Origin of the sequence: Dehalobacter restrictus DSM 9455, from assembly GCF_000512895.1 — a bacterium.
GTDB classification, from domain to species: Bacteria; Bacillota; Desulfitobacteriia; order Desulfitobacteriales; family Syntrophobotulaceae; genus Dehalobacter; species Dehalobacter restrictus.
Map to the genome: position 1 here is coordinate 2,575,336 of NZ_CP007033.1, position 18,049 is coordinate 2,593,384.

Consider the following 18,049-nt stretch of genomic DNA (forward strand, 5'->3'; position numbering starts at 1 on the left):
CACTGATTAAATCGCCCCCCGGACAAAAAAATGGTAAAATTAAAGAAAACAGTAACAGGTGGTAAAAATGGGGCAACAAACCTTTTCGGATATAGAATACTCAAACCGACGGAAGAAAACGAAACGAGAAGAATTTCTTGAAATAATGAACGAGATCATCCCCTGGGACGAATGGGTGGCGCTTATACAGCCGCACTATTTTGACGGTAAGCGCGGTCGTCCACCGCTCGGGATTGAAAAAATGCTGAGAATGTATCTGCTGCAGATATGGTTTAGCCTTTCTGACGAAGGTGTAGAGGATGCCATTTACGACAGTTACGCCATGCGAAAATTTATGGGAATAGACTTCATACATGAGCAGGCGCCGGATGCGACCACCCTGCTCAAATTCCGTCATTTGATTGAGGAAAGCGGCTTAGGGAAGGCATTCTTTGAGGCGATCAACCGTTGTTTGGAACAGTGCGGACATATCATGAAAGGTGGAACCATTGTTGACGCCACACTGATCAGCGCGCCATCCTCAACGAAGAACGCAAGCGGTAGCCGCGATCCGGAGATGCACCAAACAAAGAAGGGTAATCAGTGGTATTTCGGCATGAAATGCCATATCGGTGTGGACGCAGGGACCGGTTATATTCATGGTATAGCGGCAACAGGCGCAAATGTGCATGACATAGCCGAAGCGTCAAAGCTAATGAGGCCGGAAGACGAGGTTTTCTACGGTGACGCCGGATATTTGGGACTAAATAAACGACCGGAAATCACAGAGGACCCTCACAAATCACAAATTGATTACCGTATCGCTGAGCGTCCCGGAAAGAAACGCAGCATGGACAATGGCCCTGCACGGGATTTTTATTGCCATATAGAGTTTCGGAAAGCGTCTGTCCGAGCCAAAGTGGAGCACGCCTTTCATATCATTAAGAACATATTTGGCTTCAAAAAGGTTTGTTATAGAGGAATTGCCAAGAATCTGAATAGACTGTATATGCTGGCCGCCAGCGCAAACCTGCTGATGTGCGCCCGAAGCGGCGGCTGGCGAAGCCAATGCGCGTAATCCGGGGATAAGTACGCCTTTTTTCGAGAATTACTCGGAAAAGGCAGCTGAAATCGGCGGCGATAGGGCCGCTAACTTGGGATTATCCCACTTTATTATTTATTGGGATGATAAAAAACGTTATTAATCAGTGGTTCCCTAGAAAAAACGCTCCAGATAAAAGCCGATTTCTTTCCCCTGATAGGTCGGCTTTTTTTGTTTGGCCGCTGTATTCAGTGGCACAGCAGGCTTGCCGTCAACAGGAAGTGATGTGGATTCCTCGACATTAATAAAGCATAAAGGCGGAAACAAAACACACCACCAATTAGCCCCTTCAGCATTTCCTATCTTGATCTCTACCGCTTCGTAGTCTCCCGCCGGGAGTACAATATTACCATAAGATTTTGTTGGGAAAGCAAATACACCATAATCAAGGGTCACCGGATAGGTTTTTCCCCACTCTTTGACTACGCTCCTGGAAATCTCCAGTAACTGGCCTTCCATGCTCAGAAGGATTTCTCTGGATTCGGCCAGAGATTGTGATTCAGCCAGGTTCGGGGAAGCAGCCTTCAAAACTTCATCCCTTACCGCATATTTCAGCAGCTGATCCTGTTCACTGTCCGAATTCGCGATAACATGAAAGCGAATGAGACTTGTACTGTCATACGCTTCGGTTTCCGCACTGTTTGCTGACTGGCCGCCGGGATTGATCACCAAGAAACTAAAACACAAGACCAGGCAGACAATTAACTTTATTATGCTTTTATTCACAAATATCAACATTTAATTTCCCTCTCCCAATACCTTGTAAATCCTAAAATTATCATATATACAAAAAACTTCTTTCTATGTAAATTATTTCCAATAAAGAAGTTTTCTATTCAGTGCGTCTCAGAAGTTTTTAGGCAGTGCGAATATTTATTGAAGTCTGAAAATAAGATTCATAAGGCCCTGTCAAATTTGCTGACAATCTGCCGAAAGAATCGGGTGAAAAAATGCTCCTGGACTTTCAATCTCCGCTGTATCTGCTGTATATCAGTACAATTGCCGGGCTGGCCACAACAGCCGGCTGTCTGATTGTGCTTTTCCTGGGAGACCCTCCGGATTGGCTTCTGGCCGTTCTACTGTCCGCGGCAGGGGGCGTCATGTTTGCTGTAGTCGCCTTTGATCTTTTGCCGCTGGCTGCATCCTTCAAACAGCCGGGACTGCTCCTGGGCGGGATTTTGGCCGGCATGATACTGATGTCGTCTGCCGACAGACTGCTCAAAGCAAGAAATCGTCAACTTCCCAATAACAGATACAGCCGTCTGAAACGGATGGGCATCCTGATTGCCTCAGGCATAGCGCTTCATGATATACCTGAAGGAATGGCCATTGCTGCGGGGCACGAATCCGCCGGTCAATTGGGTACATTCATCGCCCTTGGTATTGCTCTGCATAACCTGCCTGAAGGAATGGCCACTGCTACACCTCTGGTAATGGCCGGGATCAGGAAACCGAAGATTCTAGCCCTGACTCTCCTGATTGCAATATTTACTCCGCTGGGTGCCTTGCTCGGCAGGATGGCCATGGAACTTGTCCATACCTCGCTCTGTTTTTTTGTGGCCCTGGCCGCTGGGGCAATGGTGTTTCTGGTTCTGGCCGAATTATGGCCGCTGTCCCGCGAAAACCACCCGGTCTGGGCCTTTCTTGGAGGAATAGGCGGATTTATTTTCTTCGGATTTATCTCCGTCTTCTTACCGCATTAATACCGCCGCTCCTTGCCATCCATGGTATGAGTGGAGCGCCAACTCTATCCTACGCATGCACGGTATGTATGAAGGTATAGACATAGCAATTTGCTATTCACAGGATCTTTATTCGGCATTGGTCCATCCGCGACGTCAAAAAGACAGCCCGAAGGCTGTCTCTGACTCTTTGTTAATACGTTAAATATTACTGCAGGACTGTGGCGGCATAATCGCCCATGGCCTGATAGCCGTCCTTATTCGGATATCTCCCGTCATCGGAATATTTTCTGAGGATCTCGTCCCCGTCGCCAAACAGCACCCCTTTAAAATCAAGTGCTGTAATCTTTTGTTCCTGTGCATAAGCCGTTTCCCATTCCCTGTATTGTTTATAGAGCTCATCCGTGTCAGGGAAAGGAATCGGCAGCACCAGGACAGGCTTGATTTGATTGGCCGTGGCTTTTTCGACCATGGCTTTGATATTGTTTTGGTATTCTTCCAATGGAGTTCCGCGGATCGCATCTCCAACGCCGGCAAAAATAATGACTGTGCCCGGTTTCTCAGCAATTACATCCTCTTCAAAGCGATCCAGCAGGCTGGATGCATTCTGATAAGTCTGACCAGCATTTACCACTTCTACTTTCAGGACATCCGCAAGATGCTGCGGCCAGGAACTACTTGGCTCACCCGGGTAACCGTATGTAAATGAATCACCCAGACACACCATTTTGGTATTGACAGTCGTACCGCTGCCATTCAAAACAGCATCACCGTCGGTATTGCCGGCTTTATTTTCTACACCGCCCTCATTACTTGCTCCGCTGTTCTGGACTGTTGAGCTGCCGCTGGCAGACTGTTCCGGTGTTCCTCCGTTCCAAACATTTACATACCCAAAGACCAATACAATAACAGCCATCAATACGGAAAGCTGAATAACCCTAATTTCCAAACGGTAAGTGCGCAATGTTCATTCCTCCTCATGGCAATATTTTTCTACATATTTCCCTTAAATCCTTCCCGAATAAAACTTTTTTCGTTTTTCGTTTCCTGTTGATTACAGTTTGTTTAGCATTTTAAGGCACTCCGGCATTTTGAACTGCATAACCTGATACATAAGGAGGTGCTTGATTCTTATGGAATACATTGTTAAAGCACGTGAACTCGGCGAAGCTCTTCTGCAAACGCCGGAAGTACAAAGGCTGAAAGAAGCAGAAGCCGAAATCCAAAACGACCCTGAAGCTGCCAAAGCTTTTGCGGCATATCAGGATAAAGAACGCCAAATCCTGACCGCTCAAATGTTCAGCAAAGTGGTATCTGAAAAGGATACCTTAGCGCTCATCGACTTAAAAATGCGCCTGATCAAACTATATCCTTCTATCCGAAGCTTCTTCTCCATTCAGCAGGATCTGGAGAAAATAATGGCAACTGTGAACCTGACGATCACAACCACAATTTACGGTATGCCCAGTGCCGAACAGCTGCCTTTCCCCAAAGAAATCCAAAATCTTGCCCAGCAACTTCTGGATACGATCGGTGGAGACAAAAACGGCCCTGCCATGACGATCCCGGAAGGCTTTCAAATCCCTGAAGGGCTCAATGTCTCCGAACTGCTAAGCCGGTTAAACCCCAAGAGCAAATAAATCACGTCTTATTCTGCCGTTTGTCTTTTCTTATTATAAGGGATAGGAGATTTTTCAAATGACGTTCTTGAACAGCTATCCATATCCGAATAATCAATTCTTTGGAAGTCCTTCCTCTGCAGAAATGTTCCTGCCCTTAACACCTATCCCTTTAACGTTCGCCCTTTTTCTGACTGACAGTTTGTTTCCGCAAAATAGATACAGCCCCACCGGAGCATTGCTGATACCGCTGAAAATATTAAATATTCCCCTCAGTTACCTGATTATTATTGCACTTGGACTCGCAACTTCTCTACTGGCAAAGTGGTCTTCTGCTTTCTCAGGAGTTTCTGCTCTCAGTCAATATCAGCAGGCTTATCCGGATATCAGGCTATTTCTTGATGGCCTGCCATCATCTTCCCAAACAAATGCTGCCGGAGCAGGTGGTAATAACACAGGAAATCAGCAGGAACCTGATACTCCGTTGGAACCGAGAGGTTTGGCGTTTAATTTGGCTTTGATTGCACCTTACTCCAGAGTGCCTCAAAGTATCGGCACCAAATTTGTATTGATTTATGGCATTGAAATGTTTGAAATTAAGAAGCTCCCAAAGACATTTATCCCCTTGCTTATCTTATTTATTTACTTCCTTCTCTACCCGAAATACAAAAATAATCCGAGTAATACGGAATAATTAAAAGGGGGTCAATGCAAAGAAATGTCTGCCGTATTCCATCACCGTAGTCAAATTTATCGAAACACCACTCCTGCCAAATCTTTGATTGGGGAAAAAATAATAGAGGCAGCGGTCCCTTTTTATATCTCCCTCCTGATCTCCAACGCACTCCATCCAAGTAACAACAGTCCAGTCGGCACCCTGATCATCCCGCTGACCAAAATCATGATTCCGCATGGGTATTTTATTATTATCGGTCTGGAACTTGCAACGGCCCTATTTTATAAATGGTCCGCTGTTCCGGTTTCAGCCCGAATATTCTTTCCGGGAGGATACGGTCAGTCCTTACCGGACATCAGTGCTATAAGGGAGGACCGAATACTTAGGCTCAAGATGACACAAACTCCGTTGATTCCGAAGGAAGGAATGACAATCAATGTTTCTTTTAGTGTCCCTTTTACGCCTGTGCAAAGCCGTGCTTCTACCTTATATGCTTTTAAGCTCAAATCCATCGACAATGTTTCGGGATACGTTGTACCGCTGGCTTCCCTTATTCTCTATGGCCTGCTGACCATTTTTGGCAGGACGGACACGGCCAATACGGCAAACGGCAGTTAATCATTAAAACGCACCTGACCTTTACGGCCACGTGCGTCTTATCTGGTACCATTAATATTTATTCGGACCCCAGCAAAGATGAACTTTGCTGCCCGTTATGAATCATTCGGCTCGTCGGCCGATACTTGCTGTATCGTCTGGCTCTTGGGTTGTTCTGTGACTTGAGCGGCCGGCTGAAATTCCAGTGGCTGTACCGGCGCCGGAGACGGTGGAGTTTGCATCATCGGACTTTGCATAGCTGAAACTTGTGAAGCAGGATTCTCCCCATAAACCGGTCCCTGCTGATATCCGCCCTGAGGCATATACGGTCGGTCATATCTTTGCCTGTTTGGCTGCATCTGCGTTCCCCACCGTGGATAAGCCTGCTGCGGATAAGTACGTTGCTGGGCGGCATACTGAGGATACTGCTGCTGTGAGTTCCGAAGATACTGAGGGTTCTGCGGATAATTGGGATACTGCTGATTTTGAGGCTGCTGTGAATATTGCGGAATCTGGGACTGTTGGGGCTGCTGGGGATACTGCTGAACTGGCGGCTGGGCAGGGATCTGCCCGGAATTTTGCCCGGGATCAGGCTGATTCTGGCTGATTTCATCTTTGCTGCCAAACCTGCTGCCGACAAATCCCCTCACCTTTCCCCACATATTGCTGCCGGCTTTTTTGACCGGTCCCAGCCCAGGGAAAAAGCCTTCTTTGACTTTCATGACAATAGGACCCTGCGGGGATTGCATGATGGACTGCGGACTCTCCAGTGAAATGACAACTTTGTCATAATGTACGAGCGGCACGGGACTTCTGAAATTAGCCTGATACATTCCATTACCGGCTGGTCTTAGCGTTCCGGCATAAAATCCGTTTTTTCCCTTGCCGTCAACCAGATAAGCCGCATAAACTGCCGGAGCGTGAGGACTGAATGTATGGGCGGGCGGTAGGTGCGCAATGACCGAAAAATTGTTATCCATTCCGATCGTCGCCATTCCGTTTCCGCTAAAGCCTTCCGAAGCGACCAAATTGAGCTGTCTCGGCGTCATACCCATCGATTCTCCGGGCATACCCCCAATACCCTGGGGAAAGATTCCTAACCCTTTGTTATGTCCGAACATCTTTTAACCTCCTCGTATGTTTACAAATTGCGCTGTGTTGTGCTATGTCATAATATGAAAAGCAGGCTGCAGCTGTGACACCGTGAAGCTTACTTAACTTTTTATATATAAGACCATTTTGTTAGAGCAAGTCTTCACGACAGAAGGCAGCTGCAGACAAATCTTTTGATTCGCTTCAGCTGCCTTCCTTTGAGGAAAGGACCCTAAGTCTTATAATTTTATAGCCATATACCCTTATTTGATCTTATTAACCATATATCTTCCTGTGTTAGACGCAGAAATTATGGTTTCCGATGTTTTTTACAACATCTAGGGTTTTGATCCAATTGTCGGTCGCTGTCCGCGGATTGTAATAGAAGAGAGCGCCCTCGCTTGGATCCTGCCCCTCAAGCGCTTCCAGCGCAGCCTGATAGGCCTCATCTCCCGGTGTCAGATCAATCTGCCTGTCAAGGACTGCAGAAAACTGTCCCGGCTGGTAAATGACCTCCCGGATCGTATCCGGGAACTTCGGGCTTTCCACCCTGTTCAGAACCACTGCCCCTACGGCAACCTGACCTTCAAAGCTTTCTCCACGGGCTTCCGCATAAATGATTTTTGCTAAAAGTATCACATCTTCCTGGTCATAAACAATTTGACTGCTGCGGGAAATATCCGAAGTAACCCTTTCAGGCTCCCGGGCTGAATCCACTGAATTAATCAAATCTGCTGAATCAGCCGATTCGGCCAGTTTAGGCGTCTCAATCACCGTATCTGATTCTATGTTTGCGGTAATAACTTTATTTTCCAAAGGCAGCTGTTCGATCACAAAGGAAATCTGATTTTCCGGCTGTCCGGAAAACTTGTCCAAAAGAATCCGGAATATACGATTCTCATTTGCTTTCGTCAGAATAATGTCTCTGGCATCTGACATGACATTCTCAAGGACAGTCTGTTGGATTTCCAATACCCGGGAATAGAGCAATTCTCTTGATTTTTCAGGTACAGCATATACTGTCTGGGCAGTAGCAGTCAGGATAATCGCCGTGGTCAGCATCACTGCCAAACCTTTCCGGCATCGTCGGTCTTCCAAAAAAAATCACCTCTTGGGATTAATCTATTTCTATTCTTTCCCATAAAAGGTGATTTTTATACGTTATTTGTTATAAGAATCACAAAGAAAAGTTATTTCGCCGTTGTGGCTGACGCTACACCCCCGGTAATTGCCTGGCCCTTAGCCTCCTTGATTGTAGGATGAATCACCAGCCAATATCCGGTATCGGCCTGAAGTTTCGTTGCCGGTTTCACAATCATACGCTGCTGGTCGACAAACGTGTATGTGCACTTGACTCTTTCTCCTGTCGCAGCATTGATCAGCTCAATGCCGTCTGCTGTTACGGAATTCCAGTCTATATCCCGGTTGAAGCTCACGTTGAATACCTTGTCAAGTGGGATATTCTTGAGATCTCCGGCCTTTTCATATCCCGGGTAGTAGATCTGCCAGCGGTCCTGGAGAACCTCTTCGGGGAATGGCTCCCAACCGTTCGGGCCTCCGAGTTTGAGTGTTGTGGTTACATAGGCTGAATCCAAGATTTTCTTGCCAATTGCCCAGTTTTCGGTTTGACGAAGCTCTTTTACCGAAAGCGGATAAACATAAGGGCCCGCCTCCAGCTGAATATACCCCGATTTATCTTGTGATTTATCTTCAGACTTATAGTTTTTAAGCATCAAAACAGCCGTATTCAGCTCATTGACGCCGGTCAAATCCAGATGAGGCTTGATTCCTATCTCATCAATCGGGTTATAGTACGGAGAGAAAAACCTGTAAACAGACATTTTCAAATAGTCTCCGTTGCTTAATGGGATCAAAGCCTTAACCCGGCCTGAACCGTAGGTCGTTTCCCCGATGACGGTCGCCTTGCCATAGTCCTTCAGTGCAGCCGATGTAATCTCGGAAGCGCTTGCCGTGTACCCATTGATCAGCAAGACAATCGGCCCTTCTAACGTGAAAGCCTGCTTGACGGCTGTATCAACAATACCCAGGTTTCCCCTTGCTTTCATGATATACGCGCTTTTATCCCCAATAAAATAACCCAACAGCTCCATTGCCGCTTTTGTATACCCTCCGGAGTTATTACGCAGGTCAATAATCCAGCAGTCTACGCCTTTTTCCTGCAGGGCCAGGGCCTGCTTGCCGAACTGCGTTGCAACATCCTCGCCGAAGGAATTAACTGCGATATAGCCAATATGCCCTTCCAGCACCCGGCCTTCAGCCAGCGGCATCGCGATCTTCATCCGTACGACAGTGAAGCTCAGGATTTGAGCGTTTCTTTTGACTTTTACCCGGACCTTGGTTCCCTCCGGCCCCCGAAGTTTGCCGGCGCAATATTCCGAGGTCTTTCCCGCCAGCGAATAGCCATCTGCTTCGAGGATAATATCCCCTTGTTTGATTCCTGCCTTATCAGCCCCATAACCAGTAATGACCCGGGTAACCTTGACCCCCTGCTGTACCATTTCCAGTTCTATCCCAATTCCGGAAAAGGACATATTCAGTGAACTGATCATGTTATCATATTCGGCCGCGGTCATATACTCGGTGTATTTATCACCCAACCTTTGAAGCATTTTTTCGACCGTCGGCGCGTTCAGTACCTCATCCGGAACAACATCAACATATTGCTCCTGCAAGATTGTTCTGACTTCATCCAGGGCATCGTTTTCCGCGCCATAAGCCTGCAGCGGAAGTCCCAAACCCAGACAGAACACCAGAAGCACTGTCATTAAAAACCTTAGACTTTTGCCAAATTTCACGTTCTTTTTTCCCTCCTGTATGATTTGCAGGTCCGGCCTAAATTCAATGATCTTGCATGCTCAGGCTTCATTTAAGCTTGTTCAGTTTTTCTATCTTAGCAGTAATTCGACGAAAACGGGCATTCACCTTTCCGTTTCAGGATTATTTGTCATGTGCTTCCCAGACTTTGATTGCATATTCAAGGCTTTTCCGATAATATTATCTAAACAGGACTATTTTAAAAACATATTTTTCTGATCATCGCTGATAAGAAAGGTTCGGACAATGTCAAATCTTCTTGATTACTCCAAAAAAGTATTTATCGCCGTATTAATCATTGTTGCAACCCTCGTCATTCCCTATGGCCTTTATAAAATTCTTCCGCATTTTATGCCATTTGTCCTTGCTTACTTCACGGCTCTTTTTCTGGAACCTGCCGCAGCATGGCTGGGCAGAGTCTCCAGGTTTAAAAGCAAGACACTCTCGGTGTCTGTGACCTACCTGTTTTTTCTTGCCAGTATTGTTATTTTCCTCTATCTGATCATCAGTAAGCTCTATGTTCAGCTTTTGGACCTGCTTGACTTTATTCAATCGAACGGCCCGGCAATTCAGGTTTGGTTTTTGAACCTTACGGGGCGTATCCAGGAAACGATCGGATTGCTGCCTCCCGAAATAAACGATATGATCATGAAATGGATCAATGACCTGGCTAACATCAACCTGGTATCCGCGATCGGTTCCTCAACACTTAGTATCTCCACGGCGATACCGAACATGTTCTTCCTATCGATTATCTACCTGGTATCCGTTTTCCTGTTCACATTCCAGTTAAGCAATATCCACCGTTTCTTTTACTCCTTCTTCAAAGATTCCTCCAAGCTGAAAGTCGTTTACGTCTTAAGTGATTTGCGCAATGCTACATTAGGATTTTTAAAAGCGCAGGTCATTTTAAGCACAATCACTTACCTTATTGCTTTTACCGGTCTCGCTATCCTCCATGTAAAATACGTGGCAGTCATTTCATTGTTGATTGTAATCGTAGATATCCTGCCGATCCTCGGTACCGGATCCGTGCTGATGCCCTGGGCTGTTGTCGCACTTTTCCAGAATCAGCTTTTCTTGGCCGCAGGTCTGGTCGTTCTGTATATCATTATCATTGTCGTACGGAGAGTGATTGAACCCAAAATACTGGGCGAGCGCATCGGTCTAAGCGCTCTGACGACCCTGATCAGTATCTGGATTGGTTTCAAAGTGATGGGGGTCCTCGGCGTATTCCTGTTTCCGCTGGCCTGTATTTTCTATAGGGCCCTTGTTAAGGTCGGCGTCATCAAGCTGAATTTCAAGATATAACGAAGCTATATTCGAGTCAACATTTTACCTAATAAAAAAACAGGTACGTCCCGAAGCCTTGAGCCCATCGGGAACGCACCTGTTTTTTTGATTTTTTATGATCTGCTCACTATCTTCTGTTATTATCCGGCTTCATTTCCGATCCCCAATATCAGGACCTGAACGATTTTATCGTAGTCCGCTTCCTCAGGCATGGCCTCAGCAAATATCACTTTTTTACCGCAATGCTGCATAATTGTGCCCATGATTGCCACTGAAGCAAATTCCGGATCAATATCAGCCCTGACTTCCCCTTGGTCTATGGCCTGCACGACTTGCTTTTTGATAATCTCTCCGACCCGGATATTCTGTTCAATAAAGATCGCTCCCATTTCCCTGGCCATAATCTTAGAACAGGACATCATCCTGGCAATCGGCATATGCTCCCTGACCAGCTCTGCCTGATATTTTGCCAGAGCTCTGATTTTTTCTTTGAAAGAGCCGTCTTTTTCCAGAATGTCCTGAATATTGCGTCCATGCTCTTCGCAGTTATAAACGGCCATTTCCTCAAAGAGCTGTTTCTTGCTGTCAAAATATTCATAGACGGTCCCTTTGCCGATCCCGGCTTCTTTGGCGACATCGTCCATTTTTGTTCCTTCAAAGCCTTTGATATAAAATACTTTGCTGGCTGCCTGGAGGATTTCAGCTTTTTTCCGTTCCTTGGTCACCGTTGTTCCCCCCTTTATTTAATCCGATGCCTGTAAAATCAAATTCTTCGTCTTTTAATTACAGTTTTTTCTTTTGAGGAAAGCTTTCTCTCCTCATTACAGGTTAAAGGGTTAAAGGGTATGCTGATCCGTGTTTACCGCGATCACCGGTTTAGTCTTTTTGTCTTTTCTGAATTTGCGTTTGAATTTGTTAGACAGATCATCCGTGAAAGAATACATGACCGGAATCAGCACCAGGGTAACCAGGGTTGAAAACAGAAGACCTGTGATAACGACAATGGCCATCGGCGCCTGAAACTCCGAGCCTTCCCCGATCCCGAGTGAAAGCGGCAGCATGGCCAGAACAGTCGTTAGTGTCGTCATGATGATTGGCCGCAAGCGGATCGGTCCTGCATTGATGATTGCCTCATGCACGTCCTCATTGTACGTCTTGCGTCGCGTATTGATATAGTCAACCAGAACGATGGCATTGGAAACAACGATACCGGCCAGCATGATCACCCCGATAATCGCCATAACGCTTAACGGTTTGCCGGTGATGAACAGTCCCAGAAACGCCCCGGCAAATCCAAGCGGGATGGAAAACATGATGACAAACGGATAAACCAGCGACTCAAATTGGGAAGCCATGACCATATAGACCAGAATCACGGCAAGTCCGAGCGCAAGGAACAGGTCACTGAACGCATCGACCATTTCCTGCTGCTGTCCGCCCATTTCATAGGTATAATTATTCGGCATCCGGTAATCTGCCAGCGCCGTCTGAATATCTTTGGAGACACTGCCGACGTCCCTGCCACTGATCTGACCGGAGACCGTCAGGGTCCTCGCCTGGTTGTCCCTGCTGATGCTGACAGGACCGCGGCTGACGGAAACATCCGCCACTTCGCCCAGCGTAACGGTATAGCCGAGGCTCGTGGTAATGGGAATTTGCTCAAGGGCTTGGAGATTCCGGTTAAACGTTTCGTCCCCTTTGATCTTTACATCGATTTCGGTCCCATTGTATTTGAACTGTGTCGCGGTTACCCCGCTGATCGATGCTTTTACCGCAGAGGCGATTGCTCCGGCACTCAGACCATACTGGCTGGCCGCCTTACGGTCCACGTTGATTTCAACTTCCGGTATTCCGTCTTCATAGCTGGATTTAACTTCGCGGGTTCCCGGGACTTTTTTAATCACGGTGACAAAATCGTCTCCGATCTTCTTCAGCTGATCCAGATTTTCACCTTTGATGGTGATGCTGATCGGATCACCGGCACTCATCACGGACTGGGTTGCTGCGACACTGGTTTTGGCCCCGGGTACGTCCTTAATCCGGTCCCGGATTTCATCGGAGATCTCCACGACGCCGCGTTTCCGATCCGTTAAAGGAAGCAGCTTCACAGTAAAGGTACCAACGTTGCCTTGTGCGCCTGTAAGGCTCATGGTTCCGGATGATCCGGCATCCAGGAAGATGGTATCGATCTCGGGAATATCTTCTATCTTCGTTTCAATTTCACGCATGACCGCCGAGGTATCGCCGACCTTTGCCCCGTCAGGAAGCGTAACGCTGATCGAGAGCATGCCTTCATCCGTCGTCGGGAAGAATTCTGTCCCAACAGCGGCAACAGAGGCAATGGAAACGACAAAGACAATGGTTGTAACGATAAAAACGCGTTTCCGGTGGCCCAGGGCCCATCTGAGCAGTTTCTTATACCCCTGGAGCAGTGCTTCATAGCCCTGGTCAAATTTATCGTGGGCTTTCGCCAGGAACGCAGGAGTACGGAAGAATCCCCTGCCACTTTCTTCATCTTCCGCTGCATCTGTTATGTCTACTTTCACTGTCTCGGATGCTTCAGCTGCTTCAGCTGTTTCGGTCTGTGTATATGCTTTATCCGTTTCCCCCGTCTTCCCTGCATCAATAGAACCAGTAGACTGATTCTTCCGCTCTACTTTCAGCAGCTTGGAAGCGAGCATCGGGACAACCGTCATCGAAACAACCAGCGATGCACCGAGTGAAAATGCGATTGTCAAGGCAAACTGCCGGAACAATGTGGAGGTTAATCCCTGAACAAAGACGATCGGCAAAAAGACTGCGACCGTCGTCAGCGTGGAAGCCATGACAGCGATGATTACTTCCGAAGATCCTTTCACTGCCGCTTCGACCCTGGAATAGCCGTTCTGCCGGAAGCGGTAGATATTTTCGAGCACCACGACCGAATCGTCAACCAGACGGCCAATACCAAGCATTAATCCGCCCAGCGTCATCAGATTCAGCGTAATGCCGGTAAAATATAACAGACAAAACGTCGCAATAATGGAAATCGGGATAGCCGAAGCAATAATCAGGGTAGAACGGATATTTCGCAGGAAAATGTACAGGACCAGTACCGCCAGGAGAGCGCCGATAACCCCATGCTCCGCGACCGAATACAATGAAGCCTTGATATAGGCTGCATTATCCATGACGACCGTAATCTTGACGTCTTTTAGTTCATCCTGGATTTTGTCGATCTCTACATAGGCTCCTTCCGCAACTTGGACTGTATTGGCGTCGGAACGTTTTTGGATCGAAATATTGACACCGGGATTGCCGTTCGCTTTGGAAATGGTTGTCTGCTGATCCGGCTTTAATTCGATATCGGCTAAATCTTTCAGCTGGACATTTCCGCCGGTAGGCAGCGGAATAAGCAGCTGCTCGATCTCAGCTACCGACATGAATTCCCCGGTCGTTTTGACAGTCAGCTCCTGGGTCCCTTTCTTTACCGTACCTCCGGGCAGGTTGACATTCTCCGAAGCCAGGATTCCCTGAAGGTAAGCGAGGCTAATGCCATAACCGGCTAATTTCTCACTTTTTGTCCGGATTTCAATAATATCCTTGGTTCCGCCGGTCACGGACACGGAAGCAACGCCTTCCGCCCTTTCCAGCCTCGGTTGGATTGTATCTTCGGCCAAGGTCTGCAGTTCGGAGAGACTCATCGTCGGTGACGAAATAGAAAGCGTCAGGACCGGGGTTGAATTCATATTGAGTTTCAAGACCATGGGGCTGCTGACGCCATCAGGAAAGTAATCTTTAATCAGGTCAATTTTTTCTCTGAGGTCGAGGGCAACCTGATCCATATCGACTCCATAATTAAACTCCAGAATAACGAGCGAACTGCCTTCCGAAGTGATGGAGCTGATATTTTTGACATTCTGGGCTGTGGAAACAGCCTTTTCGATTGGCTGCGTGACCAGGTTTTCAATTTCCTGAGGGCCTGCTCCGTTATACGATGTACTAACGATTGCATAAGGCAATTCCATTTCGGGCATCAAGTCCAGCGGAATACGCGTAAAGGACACAAATCCGAGAATGATGACAATAAAAACAAGCATCAGAACTGTAACCGGGCGTTTCACCGAGGTTTCAGATATTTTCACTTCTGAACGCCTCCCCCTGTTTGCGCCGAAGCTGCCGTATCCGTCGTTTCCTGAGCAACCTGCTTGCCGTCAACAGTTACGACTTTGATTTCCGTACCATCCTGTACAAAGTTCTGCCCTTTGATAATGACGATGTCCCCTTCCGTCAGTCCGCTGACGATCTCCGTCTCGGTGCCGCTCTCAAGTCCTGTCGTTACTTCCATCTCGGCTGCAGCATTATCTTTGGCAACATACACGACGTCTTTTCCGCCGTGAAAAATCACCGCATCGGTCGGCACAGCCAGGACATTATCTTTGCCGGCAATGTTTAAGGTCACATTGGCAAACATGCCGGGTTTGATCATGCTGTCTTTATTGTCAATGTAGGTTTTTAGCGTATATTTCCCCTGGGCATTGGCTGCGATACTTACACTATCAATAACCCCTTTGACTTTCACTAAAGCTGCAGGCACTTCAATCTGGACAGACTGGCCGCTGTGTACACGGTTGATCTCCTGCTCGCTAATGCTGACCGTTACAAATACTTTGCTCAGGTCCACCACCCTGGCCGGAGAAACGGCACTCGTCACCATTGACCCTATTTTCACATCAAGAGCCGTAAGAATACCGTCGATCGGCGCCTTTACATCCATATCACTCAGGGCTTTCTGCGCTGCGTCATAAGCAGCCTTGGCCTGAGCCAGCTGGCCTTTATACGTTTCCAGAACCGCATCCGAAGCCGCCACAGCAGCCTGATCGAGCTCAGACTTGCTGACCGCACCGATTTCATACAGCTGTTTCATATTCTCATAATTCTTTTTACTGTTTTCATAATTGGCCATATTGGTTTCATAGCCGGCCTGCGCCAGTTGATAGGCCGCTGAAGCCTGGTTATAGCTGGACATCAGATCAGTTTTATCAAGACTGAAGAGTACCTGGCCTTTGCTGACCCGGTCCCCGACCTTGGCATAGACCGCGGTCACTTTGGCCGGGGTGCCGATGACCACAGAAGCTTCTTTATCCGCTTCAACTTTGCCGCTTAAGGTAATCGCAGAGGAGATGCTCTGTTTATGTAAGGTCAACGCTTCCACCGGGACATAATTCTGTCTGTTTTGTTCTGCCGCCTTCTTTTCCGCTGCGGATTGCGCTGCCCCGTAGATTCTTACCCCGATCAGAAGGACAAGCAGGATTACGATCACGGTAATGATCATTTTCTTCTTCCCGGTCGGTTTTTTCAAGTCCGGGCTGCCACCCTGCTCAGACCGTTTCATTTTGAATTTCATTTTTCTACTCCCCCGTAAATCAATATCTTTCTAAGTGTATTCTTTTTAGGACATATTCATGAATGTGATAGCCGTTAAAAACCGACTGGTCAGTCGGCACGTCACCTCTCTTATCTTATCTTCCTTTGTGCCTTGGGTCAATGGGTCCAAGTTAGATATTACCAAATATTTTCTTCCCATAAATGGCAACATTATTTTGTAAATTTTTGGTATTTTATGGTTGTTTTTTCTTTTTTGTATTGCATAATATCTGTTAAAGGATCCATTTTGTTTTGGAGGGAAGCCGCTATGTCCAATGATGAGTTTCAGACTATCGTGCTTCGTGAAATCAGAGAAATGAAGAAAGACATTTCTCAACGATTTGATGGTATTAATCAACGATTCGATGGTATCGACCAACGACTGGATTCCATGGATCAACGACTCTGTAAGGTTGAACATAAACTGGATGTTGTTGTTGAGCAAACAGCCGGACTGATGGAATTTCGGACAGAGACCAATCATAAATTAGACAAGATCTCAGATGACCAAAAATCGATTATCCAGGTACTTGGCGAACATGAAATTTCCATCAGATCCCTGCAGAGAAGGCCCGTATAAAACAAAGTCTCGACAATAAATCATTTTGATATTAAAAATCCTACGGATTCAAAACCCGTGGGATTTATTTATTGTTGCGTCTGTTACGTCACAAAACCAAGCCCTCACCATCCGAAGCCCATCTGCATATGCTGTAATTAGACTCATAATGAAAGGGCGGGCGGCATGGATAATCCGATCACCGAACGCACACCGCTTGTCATAGCGGCTGAAATAAAGATGATAACCTACCAAACTAAAAAAATATTGCTTACCAGCGCCATTGAAATCGGCCGTCATTTGCAGGAAGCCAAGGCCATGCTCAAACACGGGGAATGGATTAAGTGGCTGGAAGAGTCTGTGAACTATTCTCGCCGAACTGCCTCCAGGCTGATAAAGCTCTACGAAGAGTATGGGCCTAGCTTCCCTGAAGGATCCGACAGCTCAAATGGGACACCAGTGTCCCATTTGACTTACATCCAGGCTCTCCTCTTACTGGGTTTACCGGCAGAGGAGCGGGAGGAATTCATCACGCACAATGACGTCGGCAGTATGACGAAACAGGAGCTGCAGCAGGCTCTTAAGGACAGAGATCAGGCCAATCAAGCGAAGGAGCAGGCGCTTCAGGAGAATCAGCTACTTAAAAAAGGGCTGGAGACGATCGACAGCACAATTTCCGAATTAAAAAAGGAGCACGCTAAGGCTGCATCAAGGCCAACGAATCCAGAAAATGTCAATGCAGAAGCGCAATCTGCCAACAATGCCTCCTCTGCCGGTAACGACCCCTCTGCAACGACAGCCCCTTTTACCCATAACCTTAAAACCGAACGCAACTCCGACGCTTATATCAAGTATGTAGAGAAATGCGATGCTTGCTGCAAAACGATCGCCGATACCTTCTTCGATCTGACGACAGCGCTCACCAATCTGGCCCATATCGATCCGAACCTGAAAGAAGAAAAAAGAAAAGGGGCCAACCAGCTGATTGAATACATGGCAGAGACAATTAAAATGTGGCCGCCCCCGAAGAAGCCGCTCAGAGTTAATTCTGGATATTCAGCTGGCTGAAGCCATGAACGTTATGAACTCGCTTATAGCAGGCGGGATATTCCTCACGGCAAACGGTGCCCTTACAGGGGTAAGGGATATAAAGGTCATCGAAACAACAACGGATGACCTTTATGATCCTCCACAAGCATAAGCGGGCAG

The 18,049-nt window shown here is 47.1% G+C and carries 16 protein-coding genes and 1 pseudogene; 9 read left to right on the forward strand and 8 right to left on the reverse strand.

Features of this window, described 5'->3' with window-relative positions; translation table 11 throughout:
- Positions 1-67 precede the first annotated feature (67 nt).
- Entirely contained in the window at positions 68-1,057 is a 990-nt protein-coding gene (locus DEHRE_RS12375; protein WP_019226936.1) for an IS5 family transposase, read from the forward strand.
- Positions 1,058-1,195: 138 nt separating this feature from the next.
- Here the strand turns inward: DEHRE_RS12375 and spoIIR are convergent, their stop codons facing one another.
- A complete protein-coding gene (gene spoIIR / locus DEHRE_RS12380) occupies positions 1,196-1,819 on the reverse strand; it encodes a stage II sporulation protein R (protein ID WP_025206147.1) in 624 nt (207 codons plus the stop codon).
- A 212-nt stretch (positions 1,820-2,031) separates the two neighbouring features.
- On the opposite strand from spoIIR, the gene DEHRE_RS12385 reads away from it, so the two are divergent.
- Positions 2,032-2,784, forward strand: a complete 753-nt coding sequence (locus DEHRE_RS12385) for a ZIP family metal transporter (protein WP_025206148.1) — start codon at positions 2,032-2,034, stop codon at positions 2,782-2,784.
- 187 nt (positions 2,785-2,971) lie between these two features.
- On the opposite strand, the gene DEHRE_RS12390 is transcribed toward DEHRE_RS12385, so the two are convergent.
- Positions 2,972-3,727, reverse strand: coding sequence for a GDSL-type esterase/lipase family protein (locus DEHRE_RS12390; RefSeq protein WP_025206149.1), 756 nt, complete (start codon positions 3,725-3,727; stop codon positions 2,972-2,974).
- A gap of 169 nt (positions 3,728-3,896) precedes the next feature.
- On the opposite strand from DEHRE_RS12390, the gene DEHRE_RS12395 reads away from it, so the two are divergent.
- The 3 genes from DEHRE_RS12395 to DEHRE_RS12405 are packed head-to-tail and all read left to right on the forward strand — an operon-like array spanning position 3,897 to position 5,676.
- Entirely contained in the window at positions 3,897-4,403 is a 507-nt protein-coding gene (locus tag DEHRE_RS12395) for a YlbF/YmcA family competence regulator (RefSeq protein WP_019224742.1), read from the forward strand.
- 58 nt (positions 4,404-4,461) lie between these two features.
- Complete coding sequence (locus tag DEHRE_RS12400; protein WP_025206150.1) at positions 4,462-5,076, forward strand: hypothetical protein; 615 nt, start codon at positions 4,462-4,464, stop codon at positions 5,074-5,076.
- 24 nt (positions 5,077-5,100) lie between these two features.
- Positions 5,101-5,676 carry a hypothetical protein gene (locus tag DEHRE_RS12405; protein ID WP_019224740.1) on the forward strand — a complete coding sequence of 192 codons (576 nt, stop codon included), beginning with the start codon at positions 5,101-5,103 and terminating at the stop codon, positions 5,674-5,676.
- Positions 5,677-5,771: 95 nt separating this feature from the next.
- On the opposite strand, the gene DEHRE_RS12410 is transcribed toward DEHRE_RS12405, so the two are convergent.
- From DEHRE_RS12410 to DEHRE_RS12420, 3 genes are all read right to left on the reverse strand, one after another.
- Complete coding sequence (locus tag DEHRE_RS12410; protein WP_025206151.1) at positions 5,772-6,776, reverse strand: hypothetical protein; 1,005 nt, start codon at positions 6,774-6,776, stop codon at positions 5,772-5,774.
- 268 nt (positions 6,777-7,044) lie between these two features.
- A complete protein-coding gene (locus DEHRE_RS12415) occupies positions 7,045-7,845 on the reverse strand; it encodes a cell wall hydrolase (protein ID WP_025206152.1) in 801 nt (266 codons plus the stop codon).
- 92 nt (positions 7,846-7,937) lie between these two features.
- Positions 7,938-9,563 carry a S41 family peptidase gene (locus DEHRE_RS12420; protein ID WP_025206153.1) on the reverse strand — a complete coding sequence of 542 codons (1,626 nt, stop codon included), beginning with the start codon at positions 9,561-9,563 and terminating at the stop codon, positions 7,938-7,940.
- A 265-nt stretch (positions 9,564-9,828) separates the two neighbouring features.
- Here DEHRE_RS12420 and ytvI point away from each other — a divergent pair, with 265 nt between their 5' ends.
- Positions 9,829-10,893 (forward strand): sporulation integral membrane protein YtvI, encoded by a 1,065-nt coding sequence (ytvI, locus tag DEHRE_RS12425; protein WP_025206154.1) that lies wholly within the window; start codon positions 9,829-9,831, stop codon positions 10,891-10,893.
- 122 nt (positions 10,894-11,015) lie between these two features.
- On the opposite strand, the gene DEHRE_RS12430 is transcribed toward ytvI, so the two are convergent.
- The 3 genes from DEHRE_RS12430 to DEHRE_RS12440 all read right to left on the reverse strand — a co-directional run bounded on the left by DEHRE_RS12430 (position 11,016) and on the right by DEHRE_RS12440 (position 16,261).
- The gene (locus DEHRE_RS12430) at positions 11,016-11,600 is read right to left on the reverse strand and encodes a TetR/AcrR family transcriptional regulator (RefSeq protein ID WP_144284056.1); all 585 of its coding nucleotides are present in this window, start codon (positions 11,598-11,600) and stop codon (positions 11,016-11,018) included.
- A 111-nt stretch (positions 11,601-11,711) separates the two neighbouring features.
- Positions 11,712-14,999 carry an efflux RND transporter permease subunit gene (locus tag DEHRE_RS12435; RefSeq protein WP_025206155.1) on the reverse strand — a complete coding sequence of 1,096 codons (3,288 nt, stop codon included), beginning with the start codon at positions 14,997-14,999 and terminating at the stop codon, positions 11,712-11,714.
- The gene (locus tag DEHRE_RS12440) at positions 14,996-16,261 is read right to left on the reverse strand and encodes an efflux RND transporter periplasmic adaptor subunit (RefSeq protein ID WP_019224733.1); all 1,266 of its coding nucleotides are present in this window, start codon (positions 16,259-16,261) and stop codon (positions 14,996-14,998) included. The genes DEHRE_RS12435 and DEHRE_RS12440 overlap by 4 nt, the downstream gene beginning before the upstream one ends.
- Positions 16,262-16,549: 288 nt before the next feature.
- On the opposite strand from DEHRE_RS12440, the gene DEHRE_RS12445 reads away from it, so the two are divergent.
- The 3 genes and pseudogenes from DEHRE_RS12445 to DEHRE_RS12455 form a co-directional block, all read left to right on the forward strand.
- Positions 16,550-16,861: a hypothetical protein gene (locus DEHRE_RS12445; RefSeq protein WP_019224732.1), complete on the forward strand. Its 312-nt coding sequence runs from the start codon at positions 16,550-16,552 to the stop codon at positions 16,859-16,861.
- 165 nt (positions 16,862-17,026) lie between these two features.
- Positions 17,027-17,908: a DUF3102 domain-containing protein gene (locus DEHRE_RS12450; protein WP_025206156.1), complete on the forward strand. Its 882-nt coding sequence runs from the start codon at positions 17,027-17,029 to the stop codon at positions 17,906-17,908.
- Positions 17,892-18,041 (forward strand): annotated as a pseudogene (locus tag DEHRE_RS12455) (DUF2922 domain-containing protein); the annotation flags it as partial. The gene DEHRE_RS12450 and the pseudogene DEHRE_RS12455, both read left to right, overlap by 17 nt.
- Positions 18,042-18,049: the final 8 nt, after the last annotated feature.

What these genes read in the sequence shown, in the direction of transcription:
- DEHRE_RS12385 (WP_025206148.1), top strand. Translation starts at nt 2,032, where the DNA reads ATGCTCCTGGACTTTCAATCTCCGCTGTATCTGCTGTATATCAGTACA.
- DEHRE_RS12400 (WP_025206150.1), top strand. Translation starts at nt 4,462, where the DNA reads ATGACGTTCTTGAACAGCTATCCATATCCGAATAATCAATTCTTTGGA.
- DEHRE_RS12450 (WP_025206156.1), top strand. Translation starts at nt 17,027, where the DNA reads ATGGATAATCCGATCACCGAACGCACACCGCTTGTCATAGCGGCTGAA.
- DEHRE_RS12395 (WP_019224742.1), top strand. Translation starts at nt 3,897, where the DNA reads ATGGAATACATTGTTAAAGCACGTGAACTCGGCGAAGCTCTTCTGCAA.
- DEHRE_RS12375 (WP_019226936.1), top strand. Translation starts at nt 68, where the DNA reads ATGGGGCAACAAACCTTTTCGGATATAGAATACTCAAACCGACGGAAG.
- DEHRE_RS12445 (WP_019224732.1), top strand. Translation starts at nt 16,550, where the DNA reads ATGTCCAATGATGAGTTTCAGACTATCGTGCTTCGTGAAATCAGAGAA.
- spoIIR (WP_025206147.1), bottom strand. Translation starts at nt 1,819, where the DNA reads ATGTTGATATTTGTGAATAAAAGCATAATAAAGTTAATTGTCTGCCTG.
- DEHRE_RS12410 (WP_025206151.1), bottom strand. Translation starts at nt 6,776, where the DNA reads ATGTTCGGACATAACAAAGGGTTAGGAATCTTTCCCCAGGGTATTGGG.
- ytvI (WP_025206154.1), top strand. Translation starts at nt 9,829, where the DNA reads ATGTCAAATCTTCTTGATTACTCCAAAAAAGTATTTATCGCCGTATTA.
- DEHRE_RS12405 (WP_019224740.1), top strand. Translation starts at nt 5,101, where the DNA reads ATGTCTGCCGTATTCCATCACCGTAGTCAAATTTATCGAAACACCACT.
- DEHRE_RS12440 (WP_019224733.1), bottom strand. Translation starts at nt 16,261, where the DNA reads ATGAAATTCAAAATGAAACGGTCTGAGCAGGGTGGCAGCCCGGACTTG.